Origin of the sequence: Aquimarina latercula DSM 2041 (assembly GCF_000430645.1) — a bacterium.
GTDB lineage: Bacteria > Bacteroidota > Bacteroidia > Flavobacteriales > Flavobacteriaceae > Aquimarina > Aquimarina latercula.
The window spans coordinates 217495-232363 of the sequence record NZ_AUMK01000003.1; the positions used below are offsets into that span (position 1 = coordinate 217495).

At 32.7% G+C, this 14869-nt stretch carries 17 protein-coding genes; 6 read left to right on the plus strand and 11 right to left on the minus strand.

The window, feature by feature from the left end; translation table 11 throughout:
* Position 1: 1 nt before the first annotated feature.
* From H526_RS31390 to H526_RS31625, 10 genes are all read right to left on the minus strand, one after another.
* Positions 2-652 carry a thermonuclease family protein gene (locus H526_RS31390; RefSeq protein WP_081415521.1) on the minus strand — a complete coding sequence of 217 codons (651 nt, stop codon included), beginning with the start codon at positions 650-652 and terminating at the stop codon, positions 2-4.
* Between the two features lie 42 nt (positions 653-694).
* On the minus strand, positions 695-1066 hold the full coding sequence (locus H526_RS0101045) for a hypothetical protein (RefSeq protein WP_027391264.1): 372 nt from the start codon (positions 1064-1066) through the stop codon (positions 695-697).
* A gap of 24 nt (positions 1067-1090) precedes the next feature.
* On the minus strand, positions 1091-2152 hold the full coding sequence (locus tag H526_RS0101050) for a type I restriction endonuclease (protein WP_027391265.1): 1062 nt from the start codon (positions 2150-2152) through the stop codon (positions 1091-1093).
* Between the two features lie 28 nt (positions 2153-2180).
* Positions 2181-2951 (minus strand): hypothetical protein, encoded by a 771-nt coding sequence (locus H526_RS0101055; protein WP_027391266.1) that lies wholly within the window; start codon positions 2949-2951, stop codon positions 2181-2183.
* A gap of 2 nt (positions 2952-2953) precedes the next feature.
* Positions 2954-3160 (minus strand): hypothetical protein, encoded by a 207-nt coding sequence (locus H526_RS0101060; protein ID WP_027391267.1) that lies wholly within the window; start codon positions 3158-3160, stop codon positions 2954-2956.
* A 173-nt stretch (positions 3161-3333) separates the two neighbouring features.
* On the minus strand, positions 3334-3495 hold the full coding sequence (locus H526_RS31620) for a hypothetical protein (protein WP_155839589.1): 162 nt from the start codon (positions 3493-3495) through the stop codon (positions 3334-3336).
* Between the two features lie 253 nt (positions 3496-3748).
* Positions 3749-4414: a response regulator transcription factor gene (locus tag H526_RS0101070; RefSeq protein ID WP_027391268.1), complete on the minus strand. Its 666-nt coding sequence runs from the start codon at positions 4412-4414 to the stop codon at positions 3749-3751.
* Between the two features lie 11 nt (positions 4415-4425).
* Positions 4426-4653, minus strand: coding sequence for a sensor histidine kinase (locus tag H526_RS0101075; RefSeq protein ID WP_155839590.1), 228 nt, complete (start codon positions 4651-4653; stop codon positions 4426-4428).
* A gap of 8 nt (positions 4654-4661) precedes the next feature.
* Positions 4662-6362, minus strand: coding sequence for a hypothetical protein (locus H526_RS0101080; RefSeq protein WP_027391270.1), 1701 nt, complete (start codon positions 6360-6362; stop codon positions 4662-4664).
* A 46-nt stretch (positions 6363-6408) separates the two neighbouring features.
* Entirely contained in the window at positions 6409-6567 is a 159-nt protein-coding gene (locus tag H526_RS31625) for a hypothetical protein (RefSeq protein WP_155839591.1), read from the minus strand.
* Positions 6568-6923: 356 nt separating this feature from the next.
* On the opposite strand from H526_RS31625, the gene H526_RS0101090 reads away from it, so the two are divergent.
* The 6 genes from H526_RS0101090 (at position 6924) to H526_RS0101115 (ending at position 13192) form a co-directional block, all read left to right on the plus strand.
* Complete coding sequence (locus H526_RS0101090; RefSeq protein WP_027391271.1) at positions 6924-7697, plus strand: hypothetical protein; 774 nt, start codon at positions 6924-6926, stop codon at positions 7695-7697.
* 172 nt (positions 7698-7869) lie between these two features.
* Positions 7870-8982, plus strand: coding sequence for a TonB family protein (locus H526_RS30520; protein WP_027391272.1), 1113 nt, complete (start codon positions 7870-7872; stop codon positions 8980-8982).
* A gap of 637 nt (positions 8983-9619) precedes the next feature.
* Entirely contained in the window at positions 9620-9886 is a 267-nt protein-coding gene (locus tag H526_RS0101100; RefSeq protein WP_027391273.1) for a hypothetical protein, read from the plus strand.
* Between the two features lie 110 nt (positions 9887-9996).
* Entirely contained in the window at positions 9997-11268 is a 1272-nt protein-coding gene (locus H526_RS0101105) for an NADase-type glycan-binding domain-containing protein (protein ID WP_035084061.1), read from the plus strand.
* Positions 11269-11274: 6 nt separating this feature from the next.
* Positions 11275-11688 carry a hypothetical protein gene (locus H526_RS0101110; protein WP_027391275.1) on the plus strand — a complete coding sequence of 138 codons (414 nt, stop codon included), beginning with the start codon at positions 11275-11277 and terminating at the stop codon, positions 11686-11688.
* An 862-nt stretch (positions 11689-12550) separates the two neighbouring features.
* Positions 12551-13192, plus strand: coding sequence for an SDR family oxidoreductase (locus H526_RS0101115; protein WP_027391276.1), 642 nt, complete (start codon positions 12551-12553; stop codon positions 13190-13192).
* A 517-nt stretch (positions 13193-13709) separates the two neighbouring features.
* Here H526_RS0101115 and H526_RS0101120 read toward each other — a convergent pair.
* Positions 13710-14792, minus strand: coding sequence for an adenylate/guanylate cyclase domain-containing protein (locus tag H526_RS0101120; RefSeq protein ID WP_027391277.1), 1083 nt, complete (start codon positions 14790-14792; stop codon positions 13710-13712).
* Between the last annotated feature and the right edge of the window lie 77 nt (positions 14793-14869).

Genomic DNA, 14869 nt, shown 5'->3' on the forward strand with positions numbered 1-14869 from the left:
ATTATTTTTTTTCAAAACTACATAATACTCTTCCATATTGTTTTTCAGCTTTTTCTTTACAAATAGTCCTGATAGTATCTTTACAATTTTTTAATCCTCTACATTCTTTAGTGTAATGATAGGTTTCACTAGAACTACTATTACAAATAAAAACCTCTTTTTTACACTTTGTTTTCTTTTTTTCTTGAGGAGTAGAAGTATCAAGAGATTTCTTAGACCAAATACCTACATTCTTTTGTTTTGCTACATTTTCTAATGAGGCATAACTTTTATCTTTAGAATACTTTTTAAAATGAACGGCATATCCATTGGTAACTAATTCCTTGTTTAAGATCTTATCTTTATATTTAATCTCAGCAATTAATCTACGATATCTATCAAATCTTCCTTTGGATATCACTTGCACTTTCTTACCAAAACAAAAATCAGAAGTAAATTGTTTCGCTTTTTGCCAATAGGCCTGTTTTTTCTCTGGGCAATCAATATGTTCTAATCTTATAACGACCGGTTCATTTTTATAAAGGACTTCTATGGTATCTCCATCTTTGATGCCGATTACTTTAGCTTCAAATTCTTTGGGCAATTTGATAGTAGGAGAGAAAACCAGTAAAACTAAGATTGATATAAAAGAGTGTAAGTAATAATTGCTCATAACTTTTTAGTTTTCGGTGTCTGAATATAATAATTTTATGTTTTAATTACATATACTGCGATCCACATAGGTTTTGTTTCCATTAGAATTAATATAATAACATCCACCTCTGGATCCTCGTATGTATCTCCTAGTAGCTCTTAGTTTGTTTCGCTTTTTTTTGGTTGTACTACTATTTAGAGAGTTATAATTAACTGTTTTGGTTATGTATTGGGTACTGGATTTAGAATTACTTTTATTTCCTAACTTTTGATCAATAGCATCAATTCGTTTTTGAATTTCCTCTGCCTTTTTTAATAGTTCATCTCGTTGCTTTACCAATTCTTCTTTTATATAGAGTGTGGTTTCTATACTTTGGGAATTGCATTGGTAAGAGGCAATAATGAGAAAGAATAGTAGTGTTAATTTTTTCATCGGGGATGTTTTTTTGTTTTTTCTCTACGCGTCAACACCTTCATAAGTGTCTATGGTTTGAAGTAATTGTTCTTCAAAATCATAAATATTACTAATTGATTCTATATGTTCTCTATGCACATTTTTATCCTGATCGAATAGACTTATATATTTTTTACTTCCGTCAAGATGGAGTCTACAGATGGGTTTTCTGTTATTGTTATCTAATAGAATACCAAAGTAAGATTGAGTATCTCTATGTACAATTCTTTCTACAGCTATTTTTCGACGTAAAATTGCTACCACAATTCTAAAGCCTTCAAGTTCCTCTTCTGTTGTTATAATTTTACTTACTTCCTCGTCAATTTCTGTAATTTCTTCGTGCTGTTTTTCAGCTTCTTTATTTAATGCTGAGTTTAATCGATCGTTTACCTTTTCACTAATGGTTTGGTTAAAGGCTTTATGTACTAATTCTGTGAATTCTTCCATAACCCGTTCTGTAAGTCTTCCGGAATATACTTGATTAGCAAACAACCTAACAAAATCATAAGAGGATTCTTGTAGTTCTGAATTAATCAACTTTTTTATTTCTTTAAGATATTTTAGTGAACTGGCATTATCCACAATTTTATCAATATCAAAATTTGATTTATGAAATTTAGCTATTTCTGGGATTATACTTTCCTTTAATTGAGTAATTGTATACTCTAAAAATGGTTTTTCATCCATTTTGTTGGTTTCCTCTAGATCAGTATAAAACCTGTAATCAATTCCATTCGTAAGTAGAGCAAAACGTGTCTGAGTAACATGGAAATATCTGAATAATTGGGAATTGTGAATATCCAGATTTTCTCGCCAATTTTTACATTCTATAATCAAGATTGGTTCCTCATCTTGAAAGATTGCATAATCTACTTTTTCACCTTTTTTAAGTCCAAGGTCCGCGGTAAATTCCGGCACAACTTCGGTAGGGTTAAAAGTATCATAACCTAATAAATTGATAAAAGGTAAAACAAAGGCATGTTTGGTTGATTCTTCCGTTTCTATTTTGTCCTTAAGCTGCTCGATCTTATCGGCAAGTGCTTTGAGTTGAGTGTTTAATTCCATAAGGGTTGTATTTTTTTCATAAGCTTAATTAGATATTTAAATAAAGGTCACCTCTTTTTCCTTCGATTTCTGCAAGTTTTAAATGAGCGTTTTTTAATTTTTTTCTTCGATTACTTTCATTTGAAAAAGTAAAAACACCTTCCAATAACAGATAAGACCTGGTTAAAGGCCAAGTACAGGTAAGTATATCTGCTATATTGGCAAGAACTGTATTAGTTATAGATTTTTGTTTACCTCTTGCATAGTTTCCCATCCAGATGGTATTGAAACCAACATATTCAAAGAAACCTATTAGTTCAACTTTATCTGCTTCCTCTAAATGTTCCATTTTTCTAAATTGACAACCTTTTGAAGATAGCTGTAAAGCTTCTTGAAATAACGTATTTGTTTTTTCTACTATTCTTGTAAGTTGATTAATTTCTTTTTCAAAGGAAGTTTCATCAATTTCAAGTAAATCACAAATATCATCTACTTTACAATTAAATTTCTGCATCATTTCAAAGAGTGTTTCCGATTCATGAGTATCTAAGTAACCATCGGATAGGAATTGATTGACCTCATTTTTTATTATAGTATATACTCCTGAAATCTTAGCTATCAATGTACTTGGTCTATGGCCAGTTTGGAAATCAATTGCCTTTTCAAATTCAGTTTTAGAACTTAGAGAATTGTGAACTGTGTTTCTAATACTTTTCACCCTCCGGTATGGAGCAGCATGACTATCTTTAAAAAGAGAATTGCTTACTACTTTACCAACATCTCTACCTACTTGATTTATAGTACTTTTTAAAAAACTCATATTTAACTGGTATGACATTCATATGAACAGTGATAACACCCGTTAACCTTTCTATAATATTCTGTGGCTTTTCTTACCGCAGATTTGCAACCTGTATGTTCTCCTAAATAGATTCTATTTTCTGGATTAGGTAGCCAAAGACATCCATATTTATGGACTTCGTGGTCACCATTTGTCTGAGCATTTTTATTTACATAATATCTAGGCATTATTTTATATTTTAAGATTAATACTTTTCAAACTTACACTCACTAAAAACCAATTCCTTACGGAAAACCATAAAGTAGGGTGATAGAACAAAAAAAAGACCCATCAAGTTTTAAAAACAAGATGGGTCAGTGTAAAAGCCCATTACCCCATAACAAGCTTTAATTATATTCCATTATTTGTTTGCTTTTTTAAGCTGTTCTAGTATTGCATATAGAACATTAATTACATCATTAATTCTAAGCATCCAAGCACCTAATAATCTTGTGAGAAGTATGCTTAAAACAAATAGAGCCAATAATATTATAATTCCTGCACCTCCTGTTAAATATTCCATTTGATTTCGATTTATTATGATTAATTTATTTCAAAACTAATTCTACAGAAATATTATGCCTTACGGTTTCCCATAAAAGAGTAAAAATGTTCAAAAGTATATCTGAGGTCACTTCGAGTGATTTTTCGGAATGGTAATATAGAAAACTGTGTCGAGAAGTTTTTAGATGCTAGTACTATGCCTTATAGTTATAAAAATACTGGTTATCAATACATTACGATTTATCAATCGCAATACTCGAACTAATGTATTTTTATATCAACCCTAAGTCCTTAACAATAGCTACCAGATGGGTAGCATTATTGGCCTTAAAGTCGATCTTCAATTTATTAAGTCGCTTTTCTACAGAACTGATACTGCTGGGTGCGATACCATTGTTTTTAAAATAAATGCCTATTTGCTCCTGCGTCAATCCATTAGCTAGTTGCTGTATCAGTTTTGCATCATAGGCGTCAAATTCTATTGTATTTCCGTTTCTCATAGCAGCTTCTACTTGTGGAGAAATATAGATTCTATGATGAGATACTTCGGTAATTGCTTTAGATAGTTCTTTTAATCCTTTACGATCTTTACAAACAAATCCATTTATACCGAGATTAGTAAACATACTTTTTACTTTTTCTGGTCGGTCTTCAATAGAATAGGCTATTGTTTTAATAGTAGGCTGTTCTTTTTTTACAGCTTCGATAAGTTGCTCTCCAGAAGTTAGTTTTTGTTCTCGATGATCTTTTTTAAAAGATAAATCACTGATTAATAAATCAAAAGGATCATTATCAAGATTGGCTCGTTTTATTTTTAATAGTGCATCATCACAATATTGTACGTGAATCATCTCCGCAATCTGTAATGCTTCTTTGATTTCTTTTAAACCTTGATTGATATTGTCAATATCTTCTGCTACTAATACTTTTTTAAACATAGGGCGTCATTTTATGCAGGAAAAGAGATGTTGGCTTTCAATCCCTTTTCGGTATTTGTATCAAAAGTAGCACTTCCGTCTATTGCATTTATACGGTTTTCCACATTCTGGATACCATTTGCTATATTTTGTTCAATTTCAGAAAACCCGATACCGTTATCGGTATACATAATATGTATCTTGTTATCTTCTTTTCTAAACGTAAGAGCGACTAGTGAGGCTTTACTATGCTTTTTCATATTGGTCATCAATTCCTGTAAACCCGATACGTTTCTATTTTTTTTAATGCAGGTATGTTGGTCCAGTGTTCTTCTGTTAACCCATTAATAATAATATTTGTCTGATCCGATCCGTATCTAGATACCATAGATCTCAGTTCATCCGTATATTGAGCACCGGTCTCGATACGATTATTTTCTCTAGAAATATCTCTGGTACGAGAATAGATATCTTCTAACTGATCCAATACAGGAGTTGTATCGGTATTGTTTTTTGTTTGTAATTGAGTCATAACCTGATACACATCGTTTGCCAATTCATCATGGACTTTTTTAGAAATACGTGTTTCTGTTTTATAAATTTCCTGGAGTTTTTCTTTTTTATGTTTAGTTCCGAGGTAGAAAAATAGGAAAATAGAAGAAAGAATAATCAGTAGTCCAGTTCCGGCATATAAGATGTTTTGGGTTTCTTTTTTCTGAAGAGAAAGAGCTTTTTGACTATTTTCAGTTTTAAGAATTAAATTTTCTTTTTCTTTTTGTTCAGTTTCATACCTTATTCTTGCAAATTTATTCTTGGATAGACTATTTGATGAATTAATACTATCACTGATTTTTTTATATTCCAGTAATTGATTTAATGAGTTTTTGTCTATTTGGATTATTAAATCAAGAGATTCTATAGTCCCACTTATACTTTTTAACTCCTTTGAAATTTGATATGCATTTTTAGCGTATTTCATTGCCGAATCTTTATTTCTACCAATATGATATTTTGCAAGATGAACGTTACTAGCTATCATTCCTTTAATATCCTTTTGGTTTTCTCTTATTTTTAATGCTTCCAGTAATTCTTTTTTAGTCCAAGTATAATTCAATTTTGATTTTGTAAAAGCAAGATTACTAAGAACACGAGCTTTTTCTTTAGAATCCTGGATCATCAAAGAATCAGTAATGAGTTGTTCAAATACTTTTATTGCATCATAATATTTTTTCATTTTTAGATAGATGACACCTTTTGTGTTTTTATAAAGACTTCTGTGTGTATTAGATGTAGTTATTTGTATAGCTTTTTTGTTATATTTCAATGCATTTTTATAATCCTTTTGTTCTCTTGAACTTATTGCAATTATTTGGTATAACTCAGCTATTTGTGTTGGGTTTTGAATTGTATCCAGATATTTTAGGGCCTTAAAACACGTAGCCTCACTTGATATAAAATCTCCAAAGGATTTTTCAATATCCGCAATTGATCTTAATTGCTTTGCAACTTTTAAACTATCATTAATAGTTTTATAGAGGTTGAAACTTTTATAATAATTTGTATACGCTTCGGTAATTTTGTCCTGTTTATAGTAATAACGAGCAAGTTTTCCATAACCTTTTGCTAAATATGAGGTATCACCAAATTTTAAAGAAGTTTTAATTAAATCTTCTGTCGTTTTTATGGCATTAATATACTCCTTATTGCTTCCATGCATTGTTGATTTATAACTTATAGATTTTAATATAAAGGAATCAATTTGATTTTCTTTCGAAATTAATATAGCCTCATTAATTGATTTTAATCTTTGACTATTTGGTAATTGTTTATTTTTGGATTGATTAATTTTTTTATGAATACTATCAATAATAGGAGGATTTATATAATTGTTGTTTTTACCTTCATTCTTAGAACAAAAAAGAAAAGTAATCGATATAAAAAAGAGGAATGTTAGTCTTATAGCTTTCATTCCTCTAAATTAATAAAATATGAATATTTATTTGGTAAATATTCCCTTAGTCATCATCTTCTTCTTCGGACTCTACGGTAGAACCATCTTCTCCTTCTGTAGCTAGTTCTTCAATAGCGATTTCTTCTGCTAAATCAGAGGTTGTACACGAAAATATTGAAAAACTAAACATTACTATTGCTAAAATTACAAATGAATTTCTCATCTTTTTTTGTTTAAAAAAATTATACAATAGCGCCACTTCCTGGTTTTAGAATCCAGAAGATTATTGCCAGATGATGGCGCGTTAAATGAGAAAAGGCCTTTTCTACTTTTGGGAAGAATGTTTGGAAAGTCAAAGACAGAGAAAGTAGGTTGTTCTTCCCGGATCAACTGTCTGATCCTGTCTTATATTTCCTGTTTTGAATTAGTTTGTATACATTTGTCTTGTTATCTAAGCAAGACTTTAACTAAGTCTGGGACAAAGATATTACCACGTTACCCCACTACAGGTAAGGGATTCCAAAGATTCCATAGAATCTTTTTATTCCAATTATTCCATATTACTAAATTTTGAATGTTATGAATGATATTACCTATGAAGAGTATATCCGTGCAATTAGAAATAAATATTCTTTACAAAGTGGAGGAGATCTAAGTACTTTATTAGCTAAACCAACTAGAGCCAATCTTAAGAAAGCTTGCATTGAAGCTTATGATATAAGAAGGCTACAAAGCGACAAAAGAATTCTTAAACAATTTTTTGATATTCAAAATGAAGATGGTTTTAAAATCAAGAAAGAATTTGATAATGATAAGTTTGTACCAATAATTAACTTTTTAAAAGGAAAAACTGATTCAATTCAATCTTCTATATCTTTAGAACTTGTTGCAGTATTAATTGATTTTAAACCAAGACCGTTTTTAGAGTATAAAAGGAATGGAAATAAAATAATTAAACCTCCTTCAGGTAGCGGAGATGGAAAAACAAAAATTCCTTGGAAGAAAATTACTATAACAATTAGCTTCATTTCTTTAGTTTCGGTGTTATTTTATTTAGGATATAATTGGCAACAAAAAGACTGTATGGTTTGGAAAGAAGATCATTATGAAAGCGCAAGTTGTAATACAAAAGGTATTAGTCTTAACTATAATCAGGATTGGGTTGACAATTTTAAGAAAGCACAAAATGATACCATCGAAACCTTTTTCAAGCAAGGGGATACCTTATATTGGTATTATAAGAGAAATAATAAAGTAGAGCTTTTTACAAAATCGGGGATGCATCCTACGGAAAATGTAAGACTAAAACCAATTACTGAGACAATAGTTCGTAATTATATATTGAAAGAGTAAATAGAATCTAATTCTAAACCTTACATTAATATATACATAGAAACTTTCTTAAAAAATCACCTATCAATGCCATATATTAGGGTAACATTTTACCTCATTTTGATACTTACAAGAGTATGAACTTGATAAATTAAAAGCATTTTAGCACAACTCTTAAATTTTCTAATATCCGATGAAGAACTATTTTACATTTTCTCTCTTTTTAATACTAACTGCGACCTGTATTGCTCAAAAGGCGCAATCTGTGGATACTACATATCTACGTTATGATCGAAGTCCTGGATACCCAACATTGTCTAATTATATGCTGGTCAAAACCAAATTACCATCAGGTAAATATGAGTTTAAAGAATATTACCGTTTTAATGAGCCAATGACATTAAAAGCCAGCTACGAAGGTTTTGGTAATGGAAAAAAAGAAGGGCTTTATAAAGGATATACTAAAGATATATTTATAAAAGAAGAAGGTGCATATGAAGAGGATAAAAAAGTAGGAGAATGGATATATTATAAGAAAGGACAGTTGCAATGCAAAGTAAGTTACGTAGATGGCAAGAAAGAAGGAACTTCTGTGTATTATGCAAATGGTAAAGAACTATATACCTGGAATTATAAAAATGGAAAATCTCACGGTTATAACAAAAGTTATTATGAAGATGGCACGCCTAAGTTTGAAGGTACGTATAATGAAGGGAAACTAGAAGGTAAAATCAGTGAATACGATAAAAAAGGTTTTCTGAGAACGATCTCTCTTTATAAAAATGGAAAAAGACATGGCGCGTTCACACGATATAGAAGCGATGGCAATGTAATGGGAGCAGGAACCTATGCAGAAGGAAAGGAAATAGGCGAGTGGACTTGGTATAGAACAGATGGAAGTATGAGTAGTCGAGAGTTATATTCTGATAAAGGGAAATTAAAAAAAGCAACGTTTTATAATAAAAAAGGTGAAGCGATAAAAACTAGAAAGAAAGATGTTTTTACCGGAGTTATCGAAGAAAAGAAAAAATTAAAAAAAATAATTCAGGCACATGTAAAAGGTACATTTAATTATCCGCAGACAATGTATCAACGGGGAATAGAAGGTAAGGTGTATGTGAAGTTTAAAGTAACAAAAGAAGGGAATGTAAGTGATATAGATTATAGATCAGATACACATAATTCTTTAGAAATACAGGCAAAAAACCTTATAGCTTCTATTCCAAAACAAAAACCTGCGATTATTCATAACCTGCCTATGGATGTATGGTTTAGTATTCCAATGATATTTAGAATAAAACCTTGATTATTTAATGAATGATATCCGAAAAATGGCTGTTGCGTATTGCTTTTTAAAATACGCTAACATGGTATTAATGTACTAGTTGATGTTAACTTCTCATTAACAAAATCATCTAAAAATACTCAAAACCTACTACTATAACTAGGAAGCAGGTACTTATATAGGTAGGTACATCGAAATGAGCGTTTCGCTTAGGGGACTTATCATAGTAGGTGCTAGTAACCCAAAGCGTTGCTTGGGGTAGTTCTAATGAAAGGTAAGGGTATTTCTGACAGAAGCAAGACTAGGTGTAAACAGAAGTGACTCTTGTGTCAGAAGGAAGTGTTACTTCTGTTTAATACAGGAACGTCCTATATCAGAACTAGGAGGAGAGTAGTACATAAATAGGAGTGAGGTACCTCTGAAGTACCCCAAAACGAACAAAAAATGTTAATTTTTTAGTATAGTATTAGGTGACTGAGGCTCTAGAAGGGTGATTACTGGGGGCTTCGACTCCACGGTTGCTGAGTTTGTCGGACTTCGACTCCATGATTACTGAGCCTGCCGGGCTACGAGAGCCTCAGCCCTCGGCTGTTCGAACCCTGAGGCTCTCGAAGGGTGAGCTTGTCAAATTGGTAGTCTAGGTACCGTTTTTAAAATTATGCATTGGCCTTTTCAGGATATTCTTATTGTGATAGGGTGTATTGGAATTGTTTGTGTTTATGTCTTACATTTCATTAAAAAACCTATCAAAAAACGATTAGATTATTTAAAACTTGCATGGGTACTAATACTATATATTGGAGCTATACTAAAGTTATATAATTTAATATCTGGAGATTATAGAATTCTTACTGTAGTACTAATGATACTGGCACTTATGGATTATACGTTGCCTAAGATTAAAAACAAAACATTGTTTGATTAGGCATATTCTGTATTAAAATTTTAACACTTGTTTAATCTCCTTATTATAAATAGTATCTTTGTTAGGTAACAAGATGATCCATAACAGCTTCTTGCCCCAAAAAAGTGAATATGATGAAACCTATATTGTCCTTTTATGTACTGCTGTTATGCTCTGTGGTAGCTACTGCACAGGAAATCAAAGCATTAATTCCTTCTGTAGAACTTTTAGAATTTAGTAAAGAAGGTGAGCAGGAGTTTAATAGAAATTGGAAAGCTTGCGAAGTTATCTGGGAAAAGATGCAAAATGGTATCGAGTATAAAGACCTTACTGCTCAGGAACAACAAGATTTAGAGAAGGTAAGTGAGGTGCATGGCGATTATTGGCAAGTAGGTACTGATGGATGTAGTTGGTATTGTGGTGCTAGTATTGCTAAGGTTTCTGCTTCTTCTTATTTAAAGACACAAGGGAAAACATCATATATTCCCGAAAATTCTCATGATTTTGATTATAAAAATGCTTGGGTAGAGGGAGTTGAAGGATATGGAGTTGGTGAGTTTTTGGAATTTAGCTTTCCTCAGGAAAATCCTAGAATTACTAAAATTAGTATAGTAAACGGGTATGTAAAAAGCGAAAAAGCTTGGAAAGCAAATAGTAGAGTTAAAAAACTAAAAATGTATATAGATGATAAACCGTATGCTATTTTAGACTTAAAAGATCAAAGAGCAACTAATCATTTTACGGTTGATCCAATTGGTAACGATGATCGTGATAATTATGATGAACTTTCCAAGTTACCGGATTGGACTATCAAGTTTGAAATTCTAGAAGTATATCCAGGGGAATCATATGATGATACCGTGATTTCAGAAATCTATTTTGATGGGATTGATGTACATTGCTTTGCTGCTGGCACCATGGTGACCATGGCTAATGCTACACAAAAATCAATTGAATTGATAAAAGTTGGTGATCAGGTAGTATCTTATCATAAACAAACAAAAACCTATACCACTGCTATTGTAGAAGAAGTAGCTAGCCCAATACACAACAACCTAGTTACCATTACTTTTGATGACCAATCAACGATAACATTTACCAATGATCATCCTCTATTACGAGCCAATGGAGATTGGGTTTCTTATAATCCTTCGAAAACAATAAAAGACTATGATTATGACCGAGTTTATCAACTAAAAATAGGAGATGTTCTACAAGGAAATGATATGCAACGAACCGTTACATCTATTAAAACAACTGAAGCAGCGCAGCCTACATATACCATAGTACGTTTAGATACAGGAACTAATTTTATTGCTAATAATATTGTGGCAGGAACAGAACCATTAAGGAAAATAAAAAAATGTGATGTTCATAAATCAAATTGTAAAGTAGTAAAGTAAATAGAGATGCTCATATACCTTAGTATCATAGAAATAGTATTAGTTGCGTATACTTTGTACGAAGGATATCGATATTTCAGTTTTAAATATTTATCGCTTACTATTGATGCTACTGTAATTTTATGTCAGGCCGATAAAGCTTTTCAAACAGTTACTTCAAGATTGTTAAAAGGAACAAGACAGGTAATGAAAGTAGGGCTTTCCTATAAAATAGATGGAAAAAGCTATTCTGAGATTCAAAAAATTTCATATAATCCTGAGATAAACCTTGGCAGTACTATACCACTAAAAGTTCTAAAGAATAATCCTAATGTTTGCAGCTTACATAAGGATATTGTTCGTTTAAGAAGGTTAACGTTAGCAGTGATATTCTTAATATTTTGGTCCGTATTGTCCTATGTTGCCCTGAAAACTTCTTAAGCATCTTATACTTATATGTCCTTAAAACTATGGTAATCTTTATTACAGTATGTGCGTTTACAAATTAACTTCTCATTAACGAAAATTATCTAAGAATACTCAAAACCTACTACCATTACCAGGGAGTGGGTACATATATAAGTAGGCATGTCGAGATGAGTGTTTCGCTTAGGAGACTTATCATAGTAGGTGCTAGTAAGCAAAAGCTTTGCATTGGTTAGTTCTAGTAAAAGGTAAGGGTACTTCTAACAGAAGCATGGCTAGGTATAAAGAGAAGTAACTCTTGTGTCAGAAGGAAGTGTCACTTGTTTTTAACACAGGAACTTCCTATATCAGAACTAAAAGGAGAGTAGTACATAAATAGGAGTGAGGTACCTTTGAAGTACCCCTAAAACAACAAAAAAAGTTAATTTTTTATTATAGTATTAGGTGACTGTGGCTCTCGAAGTCACCGGGCTTCGGCTCTGCGGTTGTTGAGTTTGTCGGACTTCGACTCCGCGGCTGCTGAGTTTACCGAAGTACAGCCCTCGGCTGGTTACATTCTCGAACCCTGAGCGGAGTCGAAGGGTGATTACTGTCGGGCTTCGACTCCATGATTACTGAGCCTGCCGAAGTACAGCCCTCGGATGATGATATTCCCCGAATCCTGAGGTATCATACTGAGCCTGCCGGGCTTCGAGAGCCTCAGCCCTCGGATACTGATATTCTCGAACCCTGATTACTGCGGGTTTCGATTATTCCAGAATCAGTATTAAATTTTAATTACTTACTTGCATTAAGAACTCTTTATAACTATCCGTTAAACCCTAGTTAAACCAGCCTTTTTACTTGTTTTTGGCGTTCTTGAATGTTATACTAAAATATGGAAAAAATACTAGTAGTAGGTGCCACAGGTACCACAGGAAATATAGTCATTAATGAATTAAATAATCAAGATAATTTTGAACCGGTTGCAATGGTGCGAAAAAAAGAGCAGCAACTAAAGTTTGAAAAACAAGGCATACAAACCGTACTAGCCGACTTATCCGAAGATGTTACTCACGTAACTAAAGGTATAGATAAAGTAATTTTTGCTGCAGGATCAAAAGGAAAAGCATTAGAAACTGTAGATCGTAAAGGAGCGATGAAAATTGTTGACGCCTCTAAAAAACATAAAGTTCATAAACTCGTTATGTTAAGTTCTATAGGAGCAGACGCTCCGCAGCAGTCTGATAAATTACAAGATTATCTACAGGCTAAAAATGATGCTGATGAATATCTGGCCAATAGCGGTTTAGATTTTACGATTGTTAGACCTGGTACACTGAATGATGAAGTACCAACGGGAAAAATACGATTAGCAACAAGTTTAGATAATAAAAAAGGTTCTATACCAAGAGGAGATGTTGCCAAGGTATTAGTACAGAGTTTAGAAGATACTATTGCTAGAAGAGAAGTTTTCGAAATACTCAATGGAGAACAACATATCAAAGAAGCATTGGATACGATGGTTAGTGCCCAATAGTTAATGAACACTAAGTGTTTGTTTGTAAACATCCCATTAAACATATATCGTTTGATGAGATGTTTTTTTATTTTCTAACTCTGAGCTGTTACACTGAGCTTGTCGGGCTTCGGCTCCGCGGCTGCTGAGTTTACCGAAGTACAGCCCTCGTATGTTTGAAGGGTGACTGAGGCTCTCGAAGTCACCGGACTTCTGCTCCGCGGTTGCTGAGTTTACTGAAGTACAGCCCTCGGGCACGATCGAACCTTGAGCTGTTACACTGAGCCTGTCGGGCTTCGAGAACCTCAGCCCTCGTATGTTTGAAGGGTGACTGAGGCTCTCGAAGTCACCGTACTTCGGCTCCGCGGCTGCTGAGTTTACCCAAGTACAGCCCTCGGTTGGTTACATTCTCGAACCCTGAGCGTAGTCGAAGGGTGATTCTAGTCGAAGGGTGGTCCAATAAAAAACAAAAAAAGCCGAAGCTTGCAACACAGGGTAAGCTTCGGCTTGCTCGGATTTTCCCCAAAACCCTCGCTATTTATACCCTCGCTATGGTATGAATGTTAACTTCTTCTTGCTTGCCTTTTAATAATACACTTCCTAAAAATTGACAAGTTAAATTGGCATTGATCTTAAGATCTTGAATCAGTTTATCAGAGATTAATAATGGTACTTTATAAGCATTACATTGGCCTTGTATCCGTGCAGATGTATTGATAACATCTCCGTGATAGGCTATTTCTTTTTTTACAATTCCTACTTCGGTTACCATGAGTTTACCACCGTGTAATCCTGCTTTAAACTCTGGTACAACGCCATATTTTTTGAGATAATATTCTGATTTCGCCTGTTTTCGTTGTTGGAAGGCAAAAAATAAATTTACACAGTTGTTATCTGCTAATCCTTTTTTATAGGGCCAACTTAACACTACCTCATCTCCTACATATTGATAGATTTCGGCGTTGTGTTTAGGAACTACTTTATTTAGGTCATAAAAACAATCTTGTATCAATTGGCTATATTTAAAATGTCCTAATTTTTCTGCTATTGTGGTAGAGTCTTTTAGATCAAGAAACATAAAAATACGTTTCTCTTCTTGTGGGTTTTTATATTTTCCTAAAAGCATTTTTATAAAAACTCCTTTTCCGAATTTTTCGTTGGCTATTTTGATAAAAGAGAAGACAAAAGAGGATAAAACAATATACAGAATAACCGCCCAAAACGATTTATTAAAACAACACCAACCTGTATGTTGACCAGCGTGTGTACCTGTAAGTGTTGCGAAAATATCTGTAATCACCATAAATACAGTAAGCGTAACTATAAAATGCAATAATGTTCTTAAAATGATATCCTTAGTAAGTGATATTCTATTATTTGTATAGGCATCAAAAGTAAAGTCCACCGTAGCGTATAATACACCTATTATGATACCGATATTAATGAGTTTCACAAAATAATAAAGTGTTCCCAGTGTACCTTCATAGTTTTTGATCACTGCAAGACCTTCTTCTGAATCAATTCCATAATATCTAAATATCGAATATAGTACCATAGCTATTGTCCAAAAAAGTACAGACTGCTTCAGAAGCTGCGAGTATTGTTTTAATGTATGATTCATAACAGGTATAGTTTACGTGATTTTTGTTTTCTATACCTAAAACACATATGTACGAATTCACCCTACCTTTTTTTCGG